The organism is Sphingomonas nostoxanthinifaciens (assembly GCF_019930585.1).
Lineage (GTDB): Bacteria > Pseudomonadota > Alphaproteobacteria > Sphingomonadales > Sphingomonadaceae > Sphingomonas_I > Sphingomonas_I nostoxanthinifaciens.
Genome location: NZ_CP082839.1, coordinates 2,366,857 through 2,386,822, shown reverse-complemented (window position 1 = coordinate 2,386,822; position 19,966 = coordinate 2,366,857). Strand labels below are relative to the sequence as shown.

At 68.8% G+C, this 19,966-nt stretch carries 22 protein-coding genes; 15 read left to right on the top strand and 7 right to left on the bottom strand.

Annotated elements, in window-relative coordinates; genetic code table 11:
* Positions 1-7: 7 nt before the first annotated feature.
* A complete protein-coding gene (locus K8P63_RS11380; RefSeq protein ID WP_223799806.1) occupies positions 8-325 on the top strand; it encodes a DUF423 domain-containing protein in 318 nt (105 codons plus the stop codon).
* Here the strand turns inward: K8P63_RS11380 and K8P63_RS11375 are convergent.
* A protein-coding gene (locus K8P63_RS11375) for an IS5 family transposase (RefSeq protein WP_223796151.1) occupies positions 315-1,081 on the bottom strand; the annotation gives its coding sequence in 2 pieces (ribosomal slippage) (positions 315-769 and positions 769-1,081; 768 coding nt in all). The two genes, K8P63_RS11380 and K8P63_RS11375, sit on opposite strands and share 11 nt — an antisense overlap.
* A gap of 98 nt (positions 1,082-1,179) precedes the next feature.
* Here K8P63_RS11375 and K8P63_RS11370 point away from each other — a divergent pair.
* Together K8P63_RS11370 and K8P63_RS11365 are read left to right on the top strand one after the other, a co-directional pair.
* Positions 1,180-1,407: a hypothetical protein gene (locus tag K8P63_RS11370; protein WP_223796150.1), complete on the top strand. Its 228-nt coding sequence runs from the start codon at positions 1,180-1,182 to the stop codon at positions 1,405-1,407.
* A 31-nt stretch (positions 1,408-1,438) separates the two neighbouring features.
* Positions 1,439-1,840, top strand: a complete 402-nt coding sequence (locus K8P63_RS11365; protein ID WP_223796149.1) for a cupredoxin domain-containing protein — start codon at positions 1,439-1,441, stop codon at positions 1,838-1,840.
* A 4-nt stretch (positions 1,841-1,844) separates the two neighbouring features.
* Here K8P63_RS11365 and aroB read toward each other — a convergent pair whose 3' ends face one another.
* On the bottom strand, positions 1,845-2,939 hold the full coding sequence (gene aroB, locus K8P63_RS11360; protein ID WP_223796148.1) for a 3-dehydroquinate synthase: 1,095 nt from the start codon (positions 2,937-2,939) through the stop codon (positions 1,845-1,847).
* Positions 2,936-3,478 carry a shikimate kinase gene (locus tag K8P63_RS11355; protein WP_223796147.1) on the bottom strand — a complete coding sequence of 181 codons (543 nt, stop codon included), beginning with the start codon at positions 3,476-3,478 and terminating at the stop codon, positions 2,936-2,938. The genes aroB and K8P63_RS11355 overlap by 4 nt, the downstream gene beginning before the upstream one ends.
* 89 nt (positions 3,479-3,567) lie before the next feature.
* Between K8P63_RS11355 and K8P63_RS20785 the strand changes: the two genes are divergently transcribed.
* From K8P63_RS20785 to K8P63_RS11340, 4 genes are read left to right on the top strand one after another with little or no spacing between them, the layout of a single operon-like run.
* Positions 3,568-3,702 (top strand): hypothetical protein, encoded by a 135-nt coding sequence (locus tag K8P63_RS20785; RefSeq protein WP_263282629.1) that lies wholly within the window; start codon positions 3,568-3,570, stop codon positions 3,700-3,702.
* Complete coding sequence (locus K8P63_RS11350) at positions 3,686-5,545, top strand: hypothetical protein (RefSeq protein ID WP_223796146.1); 1,860 nt, start codon at positions 3,686-3,688, stop codon at positions 5,543-5,545. The genes K8P63_RS20785 and K8P63_RS11350 overlap by 17 nt, the downstream gene beginning before the upstream one ends.
* A 32-nt stretch (positions 5,546-5,577) precedes the next feature.
* Entirely contained in the window at positions 5,578-6,435 is an 858-nt protein-coding gene (locus K8P63_RS11345) for a tyrosine-type recombinase/integrase (RefSeq protein WP_263282725.1), read from the top strand.
* A gap of 9 nt (positions 6,436-6,444) precedes the next feature.
* Positions 6,445-7,392: an acetyl-CoA carboxylase carboxyltransferase subunit alpha gene (locus K8P63_RS11340; protein ID WP_223796144.1), complete on the top strand. Its 948-nt coding sequence runs from the start codon at positions 6,445-6,447 to the stop codon at positions 7,390-7,392.
* A 70-nt stretch (positions 7,393-7,462) separates the two neighbouring features.
* Here K8P63_RS11340 and K8P63_RS11335 read toward each other — a convergent pair whose 3' ends face one another.
* Positions 7,463-7,630: a Flp family type IVb pilin gene (locus K8P63_RS11335; RefSeq protein WP_223796143.1), complete on the bottom strand. Its 168-nt coding sequence runs from the start codon at positions 7,628-7,630 to the stop codon at positions 7,463-7,465.
* 115 nt (positions 7,631-7,745) lie between these two features.
* Positions 7,746-7,931, bottom strand: coding sequence for a Flp family type IVb pilin (locus tag K8P63_RS11330; RefSeq protein ID WP_223796142.1), 186 nt, complete (start codon positions 7,929-7,931; stop codon positions 7,746-7,748).
* A gap of 68 nt (positions 7,932-7,999) precedes the next feature.
* Here K8P63_RS11330 and K8P63_RS11325 point away from each other — a divergent pair, with 68 nt between their 5' ends.
* Positions 8,000-8,398 (top strand): (deoxy)nucleoside triphosphate pyrophosphohydrolase, encoded by a 399-nt coding sequence (locus tag K8P63_RS11325; protein WP_223796141.1) that lies wholly within the window; start codon positions 8,000-8,002, stop codon positions 8,396-8,398.
* A gap of 331 nt (positions 8,399-8,729) precedes the next feature.
* On the opposite strand, the gene K8P63_RS11320 is transcribed toward K8P63_RS11325, so the two are convergent.
* Both K8P63_RS11320 and K8P63_RS11315 read right to left on the bottom strand, forming a co-directional pair.
* Positions 8,730-9,650 (bottom strand): glucosamine inositolphosphorylceramide transferase family protein, encoded by a 921-nt coding sequence (locus K8P63_RS11320; RefSeq protein ID WP_223796140.1) that lies wholly within the window; start codon positions 9,648-9,650, stop codon positions 8,730-8,732.
* Between the two features lie 57 nt (positions 9,651-9,707).
* Positions 9,708-10,886, bottom strand: a complete 1,179-nt coding sequence (locus K8P63_RS11315) for a hypothetical protein (RefSeq protein WP_223796139.1) — start codon at positions 10,884-10,886, stop codon at positions 9,708-9,710.
* 128 nt (positions 10,887-11,014) lie between these two features.
* Between K8P63_RS11315 and K8P63_RS11310 the strand changes: the two genes are divergently transcribed.
* The 7 genes from K8P63_RS11310 (at position 11,015) to K8P63_RS11280 (ending at position 19,479) form a co-directional block, all read left to right on the top strand.
* On the top strand, positions 11,015-12,364 hold the full coding sequence (locus K8P63_RS11310; RefSeq protein ID WP_223796138.1) for a lipopolysaccharide biosynthesis protein: 1,350 nt from the start codon (positions 11,015-11,017) through the stop codon (positions 12,362-12,364).
* Positions 12,361-12,870, top strand: a complete 510-nt coding sequence (locus tag K8P63_RS11305; RefSeq protein WP_223796137.1) for a sigma-70 family RNA polymerase sigma factor — start codon at positions 12,361-12,363, stop codon at positions 12,868-12,870. The genes K8P63_RS11310 and K8P63_RS11305 overlap by 4 nt, the downstream gene beginning before the upstream one ends.
* A 34-nt stretch (positions 12,871-12,904) precedes the next feature.
* Complete coding sequence (locus K8P63_RS11300; RefSeq protein WP_223796136.1) at positions 12,905-13,861, top strand: FecR family protein; 957 nt, start codon at positions 12,905-12,907, stop codon at positions 13,859-13,861.
* A gap of 43 nt (positions 13,862-13,904) precedes the next feature.
* Positions 13,905-16,232 carry a TonB-dependent receptor gene (locus K8P63_RS11295; RefSeq protein ID WP_223796135.1) on the top strand — a complete coding sequence of 776 codons (2,328 nt, stop codon included), beginning with the start codon at positions 13,905-13,907 and terminating at the stop codon, positions 16,230-16,232.
* 34 nt (positions 16,233-16,266) lie between these two features.
* The gene (locus K8P63_RS11290; protein WP_223796134.1) at positions 16,267-18,102 is read left to right on the top strand and encodes a gamma-glutamyltransferase family protein; all 1,836 of its coding nucleotides are present in this window, start codon (positions 16,267-16,269) and stop codon (positions 18,100-18,102) included.
* Positions 18,103-18,113: 11 nt separating this feature from the next.
* On the top strand, positions 18,114-18,527 hold the full coding sequence (locus K8P63_RS11285; RefSeq protein WP_223796133.1) for a TIGR01244 family sulfur transferase: 414 nt from the start codon (positions 18,114-18,116) through the stop codon (positions 18,525-18,527).
* A 352-nt stretch (positions 18,528-18,879) separates the two neighbouring features.
* Complete coding sequence (locus K8P63_RS11280; RefSeq protein WP_223796132.1) at positions 18,880-19,479, top strand: tyrosine-type recombinase/integrase; 600 nt, start codon at positions 18,880-18,882, stop codon at positions 19,477-19,479.
* Positions 19,480-19,966: the final 487 nt, after the last annotated feature.

Below are 19,966 nucleotides of genomic sequence, written 5' to 3'. Positions count from 1 at the left end.
GGCGGTGATGGCGGGGGCGTTCGGCGCGCATGGCGCATCGGGCAAGGCGGCGGACTGGCTGCGCATCGGCGCGCAATATGAGATGGTGCACGCCGTCGCCGCATTGATCGCCGCACGGATCGCGCGCGGCCCGCTGGCGGCGTGGCTGCTGCTCGGCGGCTCGCTGCTGTTCGCCGCGACGCTCTATGCGATGGCGCTGGGCGGCCCGCTGTGGCTCGGCGCGGTCACGCCGCTGGGCGGTGCGGCGATGATCGCGGGATGGATCGTGCTGGCGGCAGGTGCGTTCGCACCGCCGACCGATCACGATCCGGAGACTAGGCCGTAGACTCATAAGCGCGTAGCCACAGTCGCATTGAAGCGAGCTGAACCATAGCGAGGAAGTTTGCGGCGAGCTTGTCGTAACGAGTGGCGATGCGCCGGAAGTGCTTCAGTTTGCTGAAGAAGCGCTCGACCAGATTGCGCTCGCGATAGAGCTGCTTGCTGAAGCATGGTTTCCATTTGCGATTGGATTTGGCCGGGATGTTGGGCACTGCGCCTTGGGCCTCGATAAGGCCGCGGATGCCATCGGCATCATAAGCTTTGTCCGCGAGTACGATGGTTCGCGGACCGAGACGGTCGAGCAGGTGATACGCGGCGGGGCTGTCATGCGCCTGCCCGGCGGTCAGGCCGAGCCGGATTGGGAGCCCTTGCGCGTCGACGACTGCGTGGATTTTGGTCGTGAGGCCGCCCCGTGAGCGACCGAGACAATGATCTGGATCCCCCTTTTTGCCGTCGCGGCCTGCTGGTGGGCGCGAACGGAGGTGCTGTCGATCATCTGGATGTTGCCGTCATGTGCGGCGGTGATGGCGTCCATCATTCGATCCCACACGCCCGCCTTCCGCCATCGCACGAAGCGGTTGTAGCAAGTCGTGCGAGGGCCGTAGCGCTCGGGCAGGTCACGCCACGGCGCACCGGATCGCAGCACCCAGAAGATGCCATTTAGCACGCGCCGGTCATCTACGCGCGGCACGCCTCGCGGTTTGTTGGGCAGCAGCGGCTCGATCACTCGCCACTCGAAGTCTGTCAGATCATATCGGCTCATGCCGAAGCTGAATCACAATCTGGCTCGGCGTGAAAGCGGGTCGGCGGCTCCGCCGGCACTAGCTTTTTCCGGTGTAGCTCATGAGGTAAGATCTGCGGATGGACACCCGATCGCGCACGCTGCCTGCTCATATCAGCGACAAAGTTCGTGAAATGCCAGAGACCTCTTATGGCAGCACCCGCGTGATCGTGACGCTCGATGACGGCAGTCGCGTCCGTGATGTCCATGTCGCTTGGGCAACGGAAGTGGTCAGGGTCGGCCAGCAGGATGATATTACGTTTGATGCCTCACGGGTCGTAAACATCGAACTTCAAAGCCCCGCGTAGATCACCCTTTTATGGGTTCACGACCTAGACGATGAAGATTCTTATGCTCGCTTTGGGTGCGGCGACGCTGGCCATGCCGGCAATGGCGCAGACGATCGACTGGAAGACGGCCGGCCATGTCGAGATCGCGATGACCAATCACGGCTTCACGCCGCGTAAGATCGTGCTCGATCCCGGCGCGCCGTACATCGTGCGTGTCGTCAATCCATCCGACCGCACGCACAATCTGGTCGCCAAGGAATTCTTCGCCGCTACGCGCGTCGATCCGCGCGACCGCGCCGTGGTCGATATGGACAATCTGAAGCTGGCACCCGGCGAGCATGTGACGATCCACCTGATCACGCCGAAGACGCACGGCGCGCGCTATCCCTTCCACAGCTCGCAGATCGTCGACGCGGCGAGCGACCTCGACGGCAATTTCTTCATCCGCTGACGGTTCAACGCTCCGCGTCGAGGAATCGCGCGACGTCGGCCAGCGCGACGTCGCGCGCCAGGAAGGTGCGACCGATGCCGTGCGCGAGCAGGAAGGGGAGGCGTCCGCCTTCCATCTTCTTGTCGTGCGCCATGTGGGCGACGAGCGTCGCGCCTGACGCATCGACATGTGCCTCGGCCAGCGTCGTCGGCAAGCCGGCGCGGGCGAGGTGGTAGCCGACACGCGCCGCTTCCTCCTCGGCGCACAGGCCCAGCGTGGCGGAAAAGCGGAACGCCAGCGCCGTGCCGCACGCCACCGCTTCGCCATGGAGCAGCGTGTCGGAGAAGCACGTCTCGGCCTCCAGCGCGTGACCGAACGTGTGGCCGAGGTTGAGCAAGGCGCGCGTGCCGGTCGTCTCGCGCTCGTCGGCGGCGACGACGCGCGCCTTGGCGCGCACGCTGTGTGCGATGGCGTGGGTCAGTGCGTCGGTGTCGCCGGCCAGTAAGGCGGGCGCGTTGGCCTCGCACCATGCGAAGAAAGCCGGATCGTCGATCAGCCCGTATTTCACCACCTCGGCATAGCCCGAGCGCAATTCGCGAGCGGACAGCGTCGCCAGCGTCGCCGGATCGATCAGCACCAGATCGGGCTGGTGGAACGCGCCGACGAGGTTCTTGCCGGCGCGGCTGTTGATCGCGGTCTTGCCGCCGACCGAGCTATCGACCTGCGCGAGCAGGCTGGTCGGCACCTGGACGAAACCGCAGCCGCGCTTCAGGATCGCCGCGGCGAAGCCGACCAGATCGCCGATCACGCCGCCGCCCAACGCCACGATGCGGTCGCTGCGCTCGACGCCGAGGTCCAGCAGCTGGTCGGTCAGTTCTTCCAGCACCGCCCAGCTCTTGGTCGTCTCGCCCGGCGGCAGCACGATCGCCTCGATCGCGATATCGCCGAGTCCGACGGTGAAACGTTCGAGCTGCGCCGCTGCGACGTTGGCATCGGTGACCACCACCAGCCGGCCGCCGCGGGTGAAACGGGCGAGGTGCGTCGCGGCGCGATCGAGCAAGCCATGCTCGATCAGGATGGGATAGGTGCGGGCGCCAAGCCCGACTTCGACCTCGATCATCGTTGCAGGATCTTCATGATCGCGTCGACCGTCGCCTCGTGCGGCAGCGGCCGACTGTGGATGTGGATGGGGGCCAGCGCGTAGATCGGATTGCGAACCGCCGCCAGTTCGGCCAGTCGGCTGCGCGGATCGCCGCCGGCGAGCAGGGGCCGCGATCCGGCGCGCCGTGCGACGCGCTCGGCCAGCACGTCGATATCGGCATCCAGCCAGACGGCGGTGGTGCGTTCGAGGATCAGCGCACGTGTCGCCTCGTGCATGAAGGCGCCGCCGCCGGTGGCGATCACCTTCGGCCGACCGTCGATCAGCCGGGTGATGACGCGCCGCTCGCCGTCACGGAACTGCGCCTCGCCATAGCGCGAAAACATCTCCGCCACGGTCAGGCCGGCGGCGCGCTCGATCTCGTGATCCGAATCGACGAACGGCAGATGCAGGCGGTGCGCGAGGCGCCGGCCGACGGTCGACTTGCCCGCGCCCATCAATCCGATCAGGACGATCGGCCTGCGCGGATCGTATGTCGGATCGGACGAGGCGGGGTGCATGGCGGCAGGGGCTATACACAGGCACCCCGGCTCGGGCAAAAGCCCGCCCGAGGGCCACCTGCGCCCGTCAGTCTAAGGATTTGTCTTTCGTGTCGCGACCGCTGCTGATCCTGCTCATCCTCGTCGTGCTGGTCATGGGCATCCTGTTCGGGCTGGCCTCGCTCGACCGTGAGGTGCCGGTCAGCCACGTGGAGCAGCCGGTGACGAATGTCGCCACGCACTAGACGCATCCTCGCAGCGCTGGGCGCTGGCGCGGGATTGTCGATCGCCTTGCCGGCGCTCGGGCAGGATGCGCCGCAATCGCTGCTGCCGCCCGGATTCGGCACGCCGGCGCCCGCGCCGCGCGTGCAGCCGACTCCGCCGCCGCGCCCCACGCCGGCGCGTCCGGATGCGGCCGTGCCGCCTGCGCCCGCGGCGCCGCCCGTACCGGCCGAGCCCGCATCGCCCGGTCCGCCGCCGGCACCGGGTGCGGACGAGGGTGTCGCCGTCTCCGATGCGACTGCCGGCCAGCTCGACGCGCTGGTCGACGCCGTCACGGCGCAGTCCGAGGAGATGCCCGACGCTGCCAAGCGTTCGCTCGACCTTATTGGCGTCGAGCCGGTCTATGGCGAGGATGCGTTCGGCGACGCCGATGGCCGCTATCTCGCGACGCTGATGCGGCGGCTGCAGGCGCCGATCGCCTCGCGCTGGGCCGAGGTGATGCTGCGGCGCGTGCTGCTGGGCGCGACTCCCGCGCCGCGCGGCGAGGGCCAGGCCGACTGGGTCGCCGATCGCGCTGCCCTGCTGCTGCGGCTGGGCGAGGCGGATGGTGCGCGGATGCTGGTGCAGGGCGTCGATATCGACGCGTTCAGCCCGCGTCTGCGTCGCGTGGCGATCGGCACCGCGCTCGCCAATGCCGATCCGGGCGGGCTGTGTCCCTTGCCCGATGGCAGCGAGCAGATCGGCGACCAGCCCGCCTGGCCGATGATCCGCGCAATGTGCGCGACGCTCGCTGGTGACGAGGCGACCGCCAACGCGACGATCGGCCGCGGCGTGCGCGGCGACTTCATCGATCATGCGCTCGCCGAGAAACTGGTGGCAGCGGGCGGTGGCGGCCGGCGCGAGGTGACGATCGACTGGACCGGCATCGATGCGCTGACCGACTGGCGTTTCGGCCTCGCCAGCGCACTCGGCGTCATCATCCCGCAGCCGTTGCTCGACGCGGCGCCGGCATGGTTCACCGCGTGGCTGGCGCGCGCGCCGATGCTGGCGGCGTCGGATCGTGTGGCGCCGGCACGCGTCGCGGCGGCCCTGGGCCCCGAATCGGCGGCGAACCTCGTCGATCTCTATGGCCGGGTGATGGACGAGAGCGGCGATCCCGATACGGCGAGCCCGGCGGGGCGGCTGCGCGCGGCCTATCGCGGCGACGACGAGGATGCGCGCCTGTCCGCGCTCCACAGCCTGTGGGATGCATCGCCCAAGGGCGTGGAGGGCGAGCGCGATCGCTACGCCGGCATGATCCTGACCGGGCGCGCCGCGGCCTTGATCGCGCCGACGAACGACCGGCGCGACGAGGTGGCGCCGCTGGTTTCGGCCATGCTGGCGGTGGGGCTCGATCGGCAGGCGGAGCGCTGGGCGCAGGTTGCGGCAGCCGCGGGGGGATCGGACGGCGATCGTGCCTGGTCGATCCTCGCGGTCGGCGCCGAGCGGCCGATGGCATCGACGACGCCGGCGCGCCTGAAATCGTTCGCCAAGCGGGCAGGCACGTCGGGCGCGGATCGCACCGCGATGCTGGCGGCAGCGCTGGCGGGGCTCGGGCGGCTCGCCCCGGCGGACGCTCAGGCGGCGGCGACGGCGGCGGGCGTGTCGCTGGGCGGAACGACGCCTTATGCCGCCGCGCTGCGCCGCGCTGTCGATGCGCACGAGGTCGGCACCGTCGCCCTGCTGGTGGCGGTCGGGATGCAGGATCCGCGCTGGGCCGCGATCCCGCCCGCCGACTTCTACCGCATGATCGCCGCTTTGCGCGCGGTCGGGCTGGAGCCCGAGGCGCGGATGATCGCCGCCGAGGCGATGACGCGGCTGGCGTGAGCGACCGCGCGCTCATCGACCGCTTCCTCGAGATGATGGCCGCCGAGGCCGGTGCCGCCGTCAACACATTGCTCGCCTATCGCCGCGATCTCGAGGGCGCATCAGAGGAACTTGGCGGCCGGCTGGCGGAGGCCGACGGCGCGGCGCTCACCCGGCTCGGGGCGGTATGGCTGCCGCTGGCGCGATCGACCGTGGCGCGCAAGGCGTCGGCGCTGCGCCGCTTCTTCGGTTTCCTCGCGGAGGAGCGGCTGCGCGACGACGATCCGTCGGATGCGCTGCCGCGGCCCGGCGGTGCGCAGACGCTGCCGCGTATCCTCGATCATGGCGAGGTCGACGCCTTGTTCGCGGTGCTGGAACAGCGGCTGGCCGACAATCCGACGCCCGCCGACCTGCGGCTGTCGGCGCTGGTCGAGCTGCTCTACGGATCGGGCCTGCGCGCGACCGAGTTGGTCTCGCTGCCGCGCCACCTGCTGCGCCGCGACCAGCCCTACGCCATCCTACGCGGCAAGGGCGGGCGCGAGCGGCTGGTGCCGATCTCCGATCGCGCGCGCGCGGCGGTGGCGGCCTATGCCGCGACCTTGCCGGCGGATGCGGCGTGGCTGTTCCCCTCGGGCAAGGCGCATCTCAGCCGGGTGCGGCTGTTCCAGCTCGTCCGCGCGCTGGCGGGTGCGGCGGGGATCGCGCCCGAGCGGGTGAGCCCGCACGTCCTGCGCCACGCCTTCGCCACGCACCTGCTGGAGGGCGGGGCGGACCTGCGCGCGCTGCAATCGATGTTGGGCCATGCCGACATCGCCACCACCCAGATCTACACCCATGTCGACAGCCGCCGGCTGGTCGAGCTGGTCAATCAGCGTCACCCGCTCGTTGACGCCGGGCGCCCACGCTCCTAACCGCCCGCAATGGTCGCATTCCTTGAATTCGAGAAGCCGATCGCCGAGCTTGAGGCGCGTATCGTCGAGCTGCGCGATACCGCCAGCTCCAACGAGGGGGCGATCGACATCGACGCCGAGGTCGGGCGCCTCGCCGTCAAGTCGGACAAGTTGCTGCGCGAGACCTATGCCAAGCTGACGCCGTGGCAGAAGACGCAGGTCGCGCGCCATCCCGAACGCCCGCATCTGAAGGACTATCTGGCGGGCTTCGTCGACGATTTCATGCCGCTGGCGGGCGACCGTGCTTTCGCCGACGATCAGGCGATCATCGGCGGCCTCGGCCGCATCGCCGGGCGCCGCGTGATGGTGATCGGGCACGAGAAAGGCGAGGATACTGCCAGCCGCATCCGCCACAATTTCGGCATGGCCAAGCCCGAGGGCTATCGCAAGGTGATCCGCCTGATGACGCTGGCCGAGCGCTTCGGCCTGCCGGTGGTCACTCTGGTCGACACCGCCGGCGCCTTCCCCGGTGTGCAGGCCGAGGAGCGCGGCCAGGCCGAGGCGATCGCGCGCTCGACCGAGCGCTGCCTGACCTTGTCGGTGCCGATCGTCGCGGCGATCGTGGGCGAGGGCGGTTCGGGCGGCGCGGTGGCGCTGGCCGCCGCCGACCGCGTGCTGATGTTCGAGCATGCCATCTATTCGGTGATCTCGCCCGAGGGCGCCTCGTCGATCCTGTGGCGCACCGCCGACAAGGCGGCCGACGCGGCCGAGGCGATGAAGATCACCGCGATCGACCTCAAGCGCCTCGGCGTGGTCGATCGCGTGGTGCCGGAGCCGCTGGGCGGCGCGCAGCGCGACCCGGCGGCGGCGATCGCCGCGCTGGGCGGCGCGATCGCCGAGGAGCTGGCGGTGCTGACGGCGGAGCCGCAGGCGGCGTTGATCGCGCAGCGGCGGCGCAAGTTCCTGACGATCGGCTGAGGCCGAGCGCAAAAAAAAGGGCCGGCACGCGGTCTGCGCGCCGGCCCGTTCAGGTCAACAGGACGTCAGATCAGCTGACGTTCATGTTGTTCGACACGTTGGTGAACGTGTTCTTGAGCTTACCACCCAGCGTGGACATCGCGCCGATCGCGGCAACCGCGATCAGGGCTGCGATCAGACCGTATTCGATCGCGGTCGCGCCCTTGCTGTTCTTCAGAAAGTTACGGATATACTGCATACTCGGTCTCCTCGCGACGTTCGATCGGTCCCTTACCCGGCGCCGGTTTCCGATGTTTGGACCAGCCCGAATCCTTTAGCGCGACGGGGTTTCCGAACACTTAATGATGTAAAATTCAGAATGGCTCGGCAGCGGCTACCTTGTTGGAAACGTTGCTCCACGCCCCGTGGGTCGAACTGCCGAGCGCGCTGACCCCGCCGACCATCACGACGAAGATCAGCGCGAGGATCAGTCCATATTCGATCGCCGTCGCGCCGTCCTGCGCGCGCAGCAGCTTGCCGATCAGCCGTGTGATGCCCATTGCGGTGCCGCCCCTCATGTCCCCGGTCGGCCTGCATAGGGCGCCGGTGTAAAGAAAGACTGTATTCCATGTTTTTGCTGCCGGTCGTCGCGGTCGCCCTGGTCGATGCCGACGGCCGCGTGTGCGTGCAGCAGCGGCCGGAGGGCAAGCCGATGGCCGGGCTGTGGGAATTTCCGGGCGGCAAGATCGAGCCCGGCGAGACGCCCGAGGCCGCGCTGATCCGCGAATTGCGCGAGGAATTGGGGATCGATACCGAGGCCGCCTGCCTCGCCCCCGCCACCTTCGCCAGCGCGCCGCTGGGCGAGCGGCATCTTCTGCTGATGCTCTACGTCTGCCGCAAGTGGCGCGGGCTGCCGCGGCCGCTGGAGGGCGGCGCGCTGCGCTGGCTGCGCCCGCTGGAGCTGCACGCGCTGGCCATGCCCCCCGCCGACCGCCCGCTGATCGGCCTGCTCGAGGCGCTGCTGTAGCGCGCCCGCCGCCGCGCCGGCTGCGCGGAAGGTGACAAAGGTGACACTACGTCAGGGGTGGGTACGCTCCCCGCGCGGGGTGAATGGCGTCGATCGAGCGAATGCCGGGCGAGGCGCAGGGCAGCCTTTGACGCGCGGGCGAAGCGGCGAGGGGATCGATCGGGCATGACGGCACGCTCCTCGATTGCAGCAGGAGCCTGACCATCTGACGCGCGAAATCCTACTTTGCAAGCGGAATGTTCGATATTTGTTCTGCTGCTCGTGGCCGCCGCTCAGGACGAACGGGCCGCTTGTCCAACGCCTATCCTGTCGCGGCCGGCCGGCGCCCACGTTACCCCCGCAGCGCCGCCATCACCTTGCGCGCCCGCTGTCGCGTGTGCCGCGCAACCTCGATCGACAAACCATGCGCCGACAACTCCGTGCGCTTGACGTCGATCAGCGTCACGTCGCCCGCGGCGGACAAGGTGTGGAGCCCCTCGACATAAGGCGCGAAGGCGGGCGGGGCCGTGATGCGCGTGCCGAGCTCGCATTCCACCCGGTCGGGGGTCAGGACAGGCAGGCGCAGCGCGCCAATCGCGCCGCCATAGGTGGTGCTGCAATCCTGCACCGGCAGCACCGGCACGCCGTCGATCACGCGGATCGTGCCGCCGGGCCGGGCGGAGGCATTGTCGACGCGCACCGGATTCTGCGGATGCGGGCGCCACGGGCCGCGCAGCCGCTCGGCATAGGAGATGTGGAGCGAGGCCATCTTGTCGGGCTCGCGCGAGGCGGAGGTGTAGAACAGCCACCACAGGCCGTCATGCCACAAAGGCGTCGCGTCGACCGGCACGTGATCCAGTTCGACGCGGTGGCTCGCCTCCCAGCGGCGCGGGAAATCGACCGCGCGATAGAAAGTGAGGCCGCCGCTGCGATGCGCCTCGGGCAGCATCCACGTCTCGCCCTCGGCCTCGAACACCTGCGGGTAGGAGAGGTGCCACGGCTCGGCGAGGCACAAAGCGCGGTCGCGCAGGGTGAAGTCTGCATCGTAGCTCAGCACCTCGATCGCGCCGATGCGCACGCGATAATCGTAGGTCTCGACGAAGACGTGGAGCAGCCCGTCGCGCCACAGGCCGAACGGATCGGCGAGGAAGCGGAACGATCCCATCGGCGGCAGCCAGTGGCAGGGCAGGCCCGCCACCGATCCGCGCGCGACGATCTGCTCGAACGGCGCGGCGATGATGGCCGGGCGCCAGATATCCTTACGAAGCGGCATGCCGCCCCCCTCGCACCATGGCCGGCTGGCGGCAAGATGGGCGGGGTCGGGCGGTCGTCAGGCGGCGGCCGCCGGCAGCGACGGCGGCGCCAGCGTGCCGAGGATCGCGCGCGCGGCGCGATCGGCCGACGGTTCGTCGGTCAGGTCGAAGCTGCGCTGGAACAGCTCGCGCTGCACCGGACAGTACGATTCGTGCTGCGCCAGCGCGCGATCCAGCGCCGCGCCGAGATCGTCCGGGTTCGCGATCACCTCGCCCGCGCGCCAGTGCAGGTAATTGGGATCGTCGGCATGATCGACGCCGTGGCTGTTGAGGAACAGGGCCGGGCGCGGGCGATAGAGGAATTCGTAGATCTGGCTGCTGACGTCGCCCAGATAGAGATCGGCCATCATCGTATAGGTCATGTCGGTCGAGGCGTTGCTGCCGAGATCGACATGGATGTTGGGCGCATCGCGGAAGCGATCCTCGACGATGCCCGGCCGATCGATGCGCAGCCAGTCGATCGTCAGCACGAAGCGGCGGTGAAACAGCATGACGTGCGGCGCGAAGATCAGATTGTAGCGACCGTCGCGCAGGAAGAAATCGAGCACCTGCCGGCCATGCCTGTACCATGACGACAGATGCGGCGAGGGGTGCGGATTGTAGAGCACCACCGGCTTCGACGGATCGGCGAACAGGGCGGGAGCGCCGGTCTGGCCGACCAGATCGAACTTGGGATAGCCGACCGTCGCCAGCTTATCGGCCGGGATGCCGGCCTCGTGGATCAGCCGCTCGGCGATCTTGGGACCGGAGACGAGGATCTGGTCGAAGCCGGCGCTGGCCTTGTCGAAGCCGATCGCGCGATCGCCCGCGCCGTGACGGGTGTGGACGATACGCAGCGCGTCGAGCCCGTAGCGCGTCTTGAGCAGCAGCGAGGTCTTCTCCGCGACCACCAGCATGTCGAGCCCGCGGAAGAAATCGAGATTGTCGCGATAGACGGCGAGCTTCGACACCGGGACGACCGCCTCCAGCCAGCGCGCGGCGACGCGGCTGGCGCGGCGGGTGAGGCCGAGCTGGACCAGCGGCACCGCCACGCCCGATTTCGCGGCGAGGCGGCGCACCTCGGCCGTCAGCCGATCGTTGGTGGTGGCGATCACCACGCCCACCTCGGGCGCGATCCGCATCAGCGCGAGCGCGATCGGCAGCGAATGCGCGACCTGATGCACCTGATCGTGGTTGAAGAAGAAGCCGATCTTCACGGGCCTATGACGCCATGATGGTGTGACACACGCAGCCCGTTACCGGAAAAGCCGCGGATCCGGAACGTGGCGCGGCCGGCGCTGGTGACGCGTGCATCCGCCGCGCCGAGCGGCTATCGCCACGCGCAATGTCCGTCGCGCAGAATTCGTCCTCACCGCAACAGCTTGCCGACCGCCCGGTGCGCGAGCGCTCGCCGGTGGCGCGCATCTTCCTCAATGTCGGCCACCTGCTCACCGGCAAGGCGGCGGCGGGGCTGCTGAGCCTGGTCTACCTCGTCATCGTCGCGCGCGAGCTGGGCGCGTCGGGCTATGGCGTCCTCGTGCTGGTCAACGCTTATGCGGTGCTGATCGGCAGCGTCTTCGCCTTTTCGGGCTTTCACGGCGTCGTGCGCTACGGCGCGCTGGCGCTGGAGCGCGCCGACCATGCGGGGCTGGCACGGCTGATCCGGTTCATGGCGCTGGTCGAGCTCGGCTGCGGCGCGGCGGCGGTGGCGGTGGCGGCGATCGGCGTGCCGCTGATCGGGCCGCGGCTCGGCTGGTCGCCGCAGGCGATGCGCATCGCCTTGCCTTATGCGTTCGCGGTGCTGGCGACGGTGCGCGCGACGCCGCAGGGCGTGCTCCAGCTCGGCGGCCGCTTCGATCTGGTCGGGCTGCACCAGACGGTCTCGCCGGTGGTGCGACTGGTCGGCACGCTGATCGCGTGGCGGGCGGGCGGGGGCCTCACTGCCTACCTGGCGGTGTGGCTCGCCTCCGCGCTGGCGGAATGGGTGGCGATGTGGCTGCTGGCGTGGCCGGTGTGGCGACAAATGCTCGACGGACAGCCGTTGTTCGGTCCATGGCGCGACGTGGGCCGCGACAATGAGGGCTTTCTGCGCTTCATCCTCACCACCAATTTCGACATCACGCTGCGCGAGCTGGCGCCCCAGCTCGTGCCGCTGACGGTCGGCTGGATGATGGGCCCGGCGGCGGCGGGGCTGCTGGCGCTGGCGCAGCGCGCGACCAACGTGCTGCAGCAACCCGCGGTGCTGCTGGCGAGCGGCAGCTATGCGGTGCTGGCCGATCTGGCGGCGAAGGGCGGCGGGCAACGCCTGCGCCGCGCGGTGTGGCGCAGCGTCGGGCTGACCGCGATCGGATCGGCGGCGGTGCTGACCGCGCTCGTCTTTGCCGGCGGCCGCCTGCTCACCGCGATCGGCGGGGGCAGCTTCGGCGGCGGCACGCGGCTGATGCTGCTGGTCGCGGTCGGGCGCGCTCTGTACCTCACCACCGTGCCGCTGGGCGCCGCGCTCACCGCGCTCGGCCGGCCCGATCGCTCGGTGACGGCGGCCTTGGTCGGCAACGTCCTGCTCTACCCGCTGCTGCCGCTGATGCTGCTGTGGCTCGGGCCCGAGGGCGCGGGCTGGCATGCGATGCTGCAGATGGCGGCGGCGTCGGCGCTGCTGGTGCGCTTCTTCACCTCCACCGTGCGCGAGGCGGCATGAGCGACGGCCTCAAAGCGGTCTTCCTCGCCGAGCAGCGCATGCTGCTGCGCCTGCTCACCGCGCGGCTGCGCGATGCCGATGCGGCGCAGGACGTGCTGCAGGATCTGTGGCTGAAGCTGGAGAGCCTGCCGTCGGGCCCGGTCGCCGATCCGGCGGCCTACCTGTTCCGCATGGCGAACAATCTCGCCTTCGACCGGCGCCGCTCGGAGCAGCGCCGCTCGGCGCGCGACGGGGCGTGGGTCGACGTCCAGTCCGACGCGTCGGATTTCCCGACGGCGGAGGAGGCGTTGCTGTCGCGCGAGACGTTGGGGCGGCTGCAGGCGGCGCTGGACGGGCTGCCGCCGCGCACCGCCGCGATCTTCCGCGCCTATCGGTTCGAGGGGACGCCGCGCAAGGACATCGCCGTCGCCGAGGGCATCAGCGTCAGCGCGGTCGAGAAGCATCTTCACCGCGCCTACAAGACGGTCCAGACCTTCGTCGCGGAAAACGGTGTGGACATCGCATGACAGCGACGTCTGCATTGGTGAAGGGGATTAGGACGTGAGCAACTCGCTCGAAACCGCGATGGACGAGGCCATCGCCTGGCATCTCGGCCTGGAGCAGGCCGGGGAGCAGGGCTGGCACGATTTCATCGTGTGGATGGAGGCCGATCCGGCGCATGCCGAGGCCTATGACCGCCTGACCTTGATGGACGGCGATCTGGTCGCACCGCCGCAGGAGGCTGCGCCGGCCGCGCCCGTGCGCGCGCTGCCGACGCCGATGCGGGGCCGCCATTGGCAGCGCTGGGGCGGGGCCGCGGGGGGGCTCGCCGCGGCCGCTGCGGTGGCGTGGTTCGCGATCATGCCCGCGACGGTCGCGCCTTATGCGCTGGAGACGATGCCGGGCATGCACCGCACCGTCACACTGGCCGACGGCACGCAGGTGCAGATGAACGGCGGCACGCGGCTGGTGCTGGACCGCAATAATGCGCGTGTCGCGACGCTGGATCGCGGCGAGGCGATCTTCAGCGTCGTGCACCATGCCGACCACCCGTTCGAGGTGCGTTCGGGCGGCGTGACGCTGCGCGACGTCGGCACCGTGTTCAACGTGGCGCGCTCGGGCGATCGGCTGCAGGTGGGCGTCGCCGAGGGCGAGGTGATGTTCCAGCCCGAGCATGAGGCGGTCTCGATCAAGCGCGGCATGCAGCTGGCGGTGAACGAAGCCGCCGGCGAGGCGAAACTGACCCCGATCGATGCGGAAAGCGTCGGTGGATGGTCGCATGGGCGGCTCGATTTCCACGACGCCGCGCTGTCGAGCGTGGCCGACGATGTCAGCCGCTCGACCGGCGCCGCGCTGAAGGTGTCGCCCGACATGGCGGGCCGGCACTTCACCGGAACGTTGCGGCTCGACCGCTCGCCGGAGGAAATCGCACGCAGTCTCGCGGCTTTGGCCGATGGCGTCGCGATGCGGGATGGACCGGGCTGGATGATCTCGTCTAAATCGGACGGTGCACCTTAGGTCTCTGCTACCGGTCATAATTGCCGCGATATCGTCGCAGACGGTGCTGGCAGCGTCGTCGCGTCATGATTTCGCGGTTCCCGCAGGATCGCTTGGCGGGGCGCTGGCGCTGCTCGCGCGGCAGGCCGGGATCGATATCGGCGGCACCGACGCGCAGCTCGATCGCATCGTGTCGCGCGGCGTTAACGGCAGCCTGACCACCGATCACGCGCTCGGCCGCCTGCTGGCGGGCACCCCGTTCGCGGCGCAGATGGTGGGGCCGGGCACGTATCGCCTCGTCGTGCGCGCCGCGCCGCGGCCGGCCGCCGCTGCGCCGCCGCCGCCGCCCGATCGGGATCGGGTGCGCCTGGCGCTCACATCGCAGCCGCGCGATTCCGGCAGCGGCGAGATCGTGATCCGCGGCGGCAAGCGCGACCTGCCGCTCGCCACCTATCCCGGCAGCGCGACCGTGATCGTGCTGGGCGGCGACGCGCTCGGGCCGCACGGGGTCGACAGCCAGGATTATCTGCTGCGCCAGTCGCCGATCCTGCAATCGACCGAGCTCGGCACCGGCCGCGACAAATATTTCATCCGCGGCGTCGCCGATTCGAGCTTCACCGGGCCCACCCAGGCGACCGCCGGCACCTATTTCGGCGAGGTGCGCACCGCCTATAGCGGGCCCGATCCCAACCTGAACCTCTACGACGTCGAGCGGGTCGAGATTCTCGAGGGGCCGCAGGGCGCGCTCTACGGCGCGGGCTCGCTCGGCGGCGTCATCCGCCTCTCGCCGCATCCCGCCGTGCTGGACGCGGCGGAGGCGTCGGCCGAGGTCGGCGTCAGCAGCACCGCGCATGGCGGCATCGGCTACGATACCGCGGGCATGGTGAATTATGCGCCGTGGCGCGATCGTGTCGCGATCCGGCTGGTCGCCTATCGCACGCGCACCGCCGGCTATATCGACGATCCGGGCCGTGGCCTCAGCGACATCAATCCGCTCACTGAAAGCGGCGGCCGCGCCGTGGTGCGCGTGCGGCCGGCCGACGGCTGGACGATCGACCTCGGCGGCATCATCCAGACGAGCCACGAGCCCGACCTGCAATATGCGCTGGCCGATCGCGCGCCGCTGACGCGCATGTCGGCGGTGCCGCAGCCGTTCGAAGACAATTACAAGATGGGCCGCGTCATCGTCATCAAGCAATGGAGCAACGGCCTGCGCTTCGTCTCCGCTACGGCGCGCGTCTCGCACGATTTCGACCAACGCTTCGACGCCACGCGCATCGGCCATTTCAACATCCCGATCGTCTATGACGAGCATGACAGCATCCGCCTGACGACGCAGGAGGCGCGGCTGTCGCGGACGATGGCCGACGGCGACGGCTGGCTGGTCGGCGTGGCCTATGTCCACGACACCACCGGCAAGTCGCGCCAGTTCGGCACGCTGACCAGCCCGCGCGAACTGATCGGCGTGACCGACCGCACGCAGGAGCGGTCGGCCTTTGCGAGCGGCACCTTCCATCTGTTCGACGGGTTGCTGGTCAGCGGTGGGCTGCGCTACACCAGCGCGCGCATGGACGGCGACCCGTCGACCACCTCGCGCGGCAATTATATCCGCGGCCAGACCACCTCGCGCGCCGATCCGCAGGTTGGCGTGTCCTATCGGCTGACGCGCCGCCTCGTCTCGTTCGTCCAGTATCAGCAGGGCTTCCGGACCGGCGGCCTTGCCGTCTCCAACAGCGTCGGCCGCGTGCAGAATTACGAGGATGACAAGCTATATGTCGGCGAGGCCGGCCTGCGTCTGGTGCGCACCGGCACCACCGGGCTGGCAGCGGTGGCGGCGGTCTCCTACGCCAAATGGAAGGACATCCAGGCCGATCTCATCTCGAACCAGGGTTTCCCCTACACCGACAATGTCGGCGACGGGCGGATCGTCGCGTTCGAGGGCACGCTCGACTGGGTGCCGGTCGCCGCGCTCCGGCTGACCGGCGGCCTGTTCCTCAATCGCAGCCGCCTCACCAATCCTCGGCCCGCTTACATCGCCTCGGGCAGCCGCCCGTTGCCGGACACGCCGCCGGTATCGGCCACCGGGAGCGCCACCTGGTCGCACCAGCTCGGCACGCGAACGCTGCAGCTGCGCGCCAACATGCGCTATGTCGGCAGTTCGCGGCTGGGGGTCGGCCCGGTGCTCGATCTGCCCTACGGCAATTATGTCGAGACCGGCGCGGCGGCGTCGCTGAAGCTGGCGCGCTACACATTGTCGCTGGGCGTCGACAATCTGGCGGACGTGCGCGGCAACCGCTTCGCGGTGGGCAATCCGTTCGGCATCGCGCAGCGCGACGAGGTCACGCCGCTGCGCCCGCGCACGGTAAGGCTTGGCGCGAGCGCGAGCTTCTGACAGTCAGGGCGCGACGAACCTGCGGGAGACGAGGATGAAGCGCCGTTCCTTTCTGGCCGCCGTACCGGCCGCCGCCATCGCGGCGCCGCTGCTGGCGCAGAAGGCGAGCCCGTCGGGCACCCCGTCGACCGAGGGTATTCCCGAAGGATTCCAGCCCCCCGACGCGACGCGCTTCCTTCGGCCCGACGTCCATGCCGGCGATCGGCCGGTCGGCGCGAGTTTCGGGTCGCGCTCGCCGGTCTGTGGCTGTTCGGGTGCGGCCGGATCGGCGCATCCGGTGGCGACGATGGTCGCGATCGAGATCTTGAAGAAGGGTGGGTCGGCGGTCGACGCGGCGATCGCGATGAACGCGGCGCTCGGCTTCCTCGAACCGACGTCGAGCGGCGTCGGTGGCGACTGCTATGCCCTGCTGTGGGATCCGAAGCTCGGCAAGGTCGTCGGCATCGCGGGATCGGGCCGCTCGCCGCAATCGCTGACGCTCGACATCGCCCGTTCGCGCGCGAAGAACGGCGCGCTGCCGCCACTCGGCGCGGTCGCGGTCTCGACGCCCGGCGCGGTCGATTGCTGGTGGTCGCTCCATCAGCGCTACGGCAAGCTCAAATGGGCCGAGGTGATGGCGCCGGCGATCGCGCTGGCCGAGCAGGGCGTGCCGGTGCCGCCGCTGATCGCCACCGCGATCCGCGCGTCGATCCGCAAATTCGCGAGCGCGGGTTCGGGGGTCGAGGATCCGACCAACGCGGTCAAGACGTGGGCACCCAAAGGCAAGACGCCCGATATCGGCGGGGTCTTCCGGAATCCCGATCTCGCGCGCACCTATCGCATGATCGCGGAGGGCGGGCGCGATGCTTTCTATGAAGGCCCGATCGCACGCACGATCGACGCTTACTTCAAGCGGATCGGCGGCTGGCTGTCGTACGGCGATCTCGCGCGCCATCGCAGCGAGTGGGTCGAGCCGCTGTTCACCACCTATCGCGGGGTCGGCGTCCACGCGATGGGTGCCAACACGCAGGGGCTCGCGACGCTGCAGATGCTCAACATCCTCGAGCATTTCGACCTGCGCGGCGCCGGCTTCCAGTCGGCGCTGTCGATCCACCTGCAGGCCGAGGCCAAGCGCCTCGCTTATGCCGATCGCGCGCGTTTCTATGCCGATCCGCACTTCTCCAAGGTGCCGTTCGAGTGGCTGGGCTCGAAGGATTATGCCGCGCAGCGCGCCAAGCTGATCCGGCCCGATCGCATCCTCGATCCGGTCTATCCGGGCGAGGCGCCGAGCCATGGCGACACGACCTATTTCTCCTGCGCCGACAAGGACGGGATGATGGTGTCGATGATCCAGTCCAACTTCCGGGGCATGGGCTCGGGGCTCGTCGCCGACGGGCTCGGCTTCATGTTCCAGGATCGCGGCCAATTGTTCAGCCTGCAGGACGGCCATCCCAACATCTATGCGCCCGGCAAGCGGCCGTTCCAGACGATCATCCCCGGCTTCGCCACCAGGGACGGCAAGCCGTGGATGGCGTTCGGCGTGATGGGCGGCGACATGCAGCCGATGGGCCAGACGCAGATCATGGTGAACCGCGTCGATTATGGGCTCGACGCGCAAGCGGCGGGCGACAGCCCGCGCTGGCATCATGAAGGCTCGGCGCAGAGCATGGGCGAGGATGCACCCGATCTGCCCAAGACCGGCCTGCTGCGGCTGGAAAGCGGCGTGCCCGACAAGGCGCGCAAGGCGCTGGCCGATATCGGCTGGACGATCGGCAGCCCCGAGGGCGGCTTCGGCCGTTACGAATGCGTCGAGCGCACCATGCCCGACGGCGAGCGAGTCTATGTCGGCGCGAGCGAGATGCGCGCCGACGGCTGTGCATTGGCATATTGAGGACGATTCCGATGTTTCGATCGATCGACGACACCATCTCCGTCAGCGTCCAGATCTCCCCCGGGGAGGTCGCGGCGGCGAAGGCGCAGGGCTTCACCACCATCATCAACAACCGCCCCGACGACGAGCAGCCCGGCCAACCCCGCGGCGCGGAGATTGCGGCGGCGGCGCAGGCGGCGGGACTGGCCTATGTCGCGATCCCGGTCGACCATTCGGGCTTTTCCGAGCCGCAGGTGGTGGCGATGGCCGATGCGCTCGCCGCAGCCGACGGGCCGGTGCTGGCCTTCTGCCGATCGGGCACGCGCTCGACCTTCCTGTGGGCGCTGGCGCGCGGGCGGATGGGCGACGACGGCGATGCGCTGATCGCGAAGGCGGCCAATGCCGGCTACGACATCTCGCCGCTGCGCGCGATATTGAGCGCGTAGGCAGCCGCCTGCTTCGACGGCCCTTCGCCGGCGTCGAGCGGGGTTCGGTCACGCGAGCGATGGCGTGTTTTCCGGGCGGCTCTGGCCGCACGGCGGCCTTGCCGCGCTCGGCGAATATGCCTCTTTCGTTTACAGATATGCGCGTCGCGGACGGCTGTCCGGGCGGCCGCGCCGGCGTGTTCCGGCAGGCCGTTGTTATCATGCGATAATATTACGGGCATTAGCCATTTAACCGTGAAAGTCGTGTTAACATCTTAATAATCCTGTTTATATCGATATGGTTATCTCTTTCCGTAAATAAAGTGCTCCCGCGGCGATATGCTTACCAGTATTACCAAAGGACAGATGACATATGGATTGGACAATCCATGACTATAATGGTCATCGTAAGTATCTTACAATTGAAGAGACCAAGCAATTTCTGGCGCAGGCTGCGCGATGCGATCCGCTCGTTCACAGTTTCTGTTGCTTTCTGGTTCGCACGGGATGCAGAATTTCGGAGGCTTTGTCGCTTACGGCGGAGAATATCGATTTTGCGGCGCAGCAGGTGATAATAAAATGTCTTAAGAAAAGGCAGAAGCAGGTCTTTCGCGCGGTCCCGCTACCGCGGATCTTCCTCGACAAATTGCGGGGATGGTTCCGTACGGGCGTATTGCCTACGCAGGGACTGCTTTGGCCATGGTCGCGCATGACTGGCTATCGGCGCGTTCGCGAAGTCATGGCGCGCGCCCGCATCGTGGGTGAACATGCTTCGCCCAAGGGATTACGGCACGGCTTCGGCGTGCGCGCGATCCAATCGAACGTTCCACTGAACCTGGTGCAGCGTTGGCTCGGCCACGCCGACATCAAGACGACGGCGATCTATACGAGCGTGATCGGGCCCGAAGAGCGGGCAATCTCCGCCAGGATGTGGAAGCCCTCGGCCGAAGCAGCGTCCGCCAACGGCCTGTAATGGGCCGGTCCAATCCGCGCTAGGCGGCATTCAGCGGCGGTGATGCGCCGATAGCCACCGAGCGGCATCGGCATCCCGCCACATTCAACGGCTCGGCGCGAGCGAGGGAATATCCTCGGTCGCCCGGCCGCATGCCCGTTGCCGGGCGTCCCGATCGGCGGCAACCGCCAATCCCTCGCGACCCCCGCTACGAGGTCGGCATCGCCCCGCGTCGACGCGGGCCTGCCCGATCGGCAATTCCCATTCCAGCCACCGCTTCCGCGCCGCCGCTTCGATGCCGCAGCGCCGCCGATCACTTGTCGCCGAAACGGATTTAACCTGATGGCGGCGCTAACCATTTTCGTGCAAAACCCACCATGCCCGTAACAAGATCGGGCGGGTCGCTGCGTCCTGGGGGGACGCGGCGCTGGATGGAGAGGAGGATTGGCAACGGAAGCAACTATTTAGCTTCTGGAATTTGATATCCGGCAAATCGCGCTGTGCCGCC

What these genes read in the sequence shown, in the direction of transcription:
- K8P63_RS11355 (WP_223796147.1), bottom strand. Translation starts at nt 3,478, where the DNA reads ATGCACCCCGCCTCGTCCGATCCGACATACGATCCGCGCAGGCCGATC.
- K8P63_RS11335 (WP_223796143.1), bottom strand. Translation starts at nt 7,630, where the DNA reads ATGCAGTATATCCGTAACTTTCTGAAGAACAGCAAGGGCGCGACCGCG.
- K8P63_RS11290 (WP_223796134.1), top strand. Translation starts at nt 16,267, where the DNA reads ATGAAGCGCCGTTCCTTTCTGGCCGCCGTACCGGCCGCCGCCATCGCG.
- K8P63_RS11345 (WP_263282725.1), top strand. Translation starts at nt 5,578, where the DNA reads ATGATGGCCGCCGAGGCCGGTGCCGCCGTCAACACATTGCTCGCCTAT.
- K8P63_RS11340 (WP_223796144.1), top strand. Translation starts at nt 6,445, where the DNA reads ATGGTCGCATTCCTTGAATTCGAGAAGCCGATCGCCGAGCTTGAGGCG.
- K8P63_RS11330 (WP_223796142.1), bottom strand. Translation starts at nt 7,931, where the DNA reads ATGGGCATCACACGGCTGATCGGCAAGCTGCTGCGCGCGCAGGACGGC.
- K8P63_RS11305 (WP_223796137.1), top strand. Translation starts at nt 12,361, where the DNA reads ATGAGCGACGGCCTCAAAGCGGTCTTCCTCGCCGAGCAGCGCATGCTG.
- aroB (WP_223796148.1), bottom strand. Translation starts at nt 2,939, where the DNA reads ATGATCGAGGTCGAAGTCGGGCTTGGCGCCCGCACCTATCCCATCCTG.
- K8P63_RS11325 (WP_223796141.1), top strand. Translation starts at nt 8,000, where the DNA reads ATGTTTTTGCTGCCGGTCGTCGCGGTCGCCCTGGTCGATGCCGACGGC.
- K8P63_RS11320 (WP_223796140.1), bottom strand. Translation starts at nt 9,650, where the DNA reads ATGCCGCTTCGTAAGGATATCTGGCGCCCGGCCATCATCGCCGCGCCG.
- K8P63_RS11370 (WP_223796150.1), top strand. Translation starts at nt 1,180, where the DNA reads ATGGACACCCGATCGCGCACGCTGCCTGCTCATATCAGCGACAAAGTT.
- K8P63_RS11280 (WP_223796132.1), top strand. Translation starts at nt 18,880, where the DNA reads ATGGATTGGACAATCCATGACTATAATGGTCATCGTAAGTATCTTACA.
- K8P63_RS11380 (WP_223799806.1), top strand. Translation starts at nt 8, where the DNA reads ATGGCGGGGGCGTTCGGCGCGCATGGCGCATCGGGCAAGGCGGCGGAC.
- K8P63_RS11285 (WP_223796133.1), top strand. Translation starts at nt 18,114, where the DNA reads ATGTTTCGATCGATCGACGACACCATCTCCGTCAGCGTCCAGATCTCC.
- K8P63_RS11365 (WP_223796149.1), top strand. Translation starts at nt 1,439, where the DNA reads ATGAAGATTCTTATGCTCGCTTTGGGTGCGGCGACGCTGGCCATGCCG.
- K8P63_RS11310 (WP_223796138.1), top strand. Translation starts at nt 11,015, where the DNA reads ATGTCCGTCGCGCAGAATTCGTCCTCACCGCAACAGCTTGCCGACCGC.
- K8P63_RS11350 (WP_223796146.1), top strand. Translation starts at nt 3,686, where the DNA reads ATGTCGCCACGCACTAGACGCATCCTCGCAGCGCTGGGCGCTGGCGCG.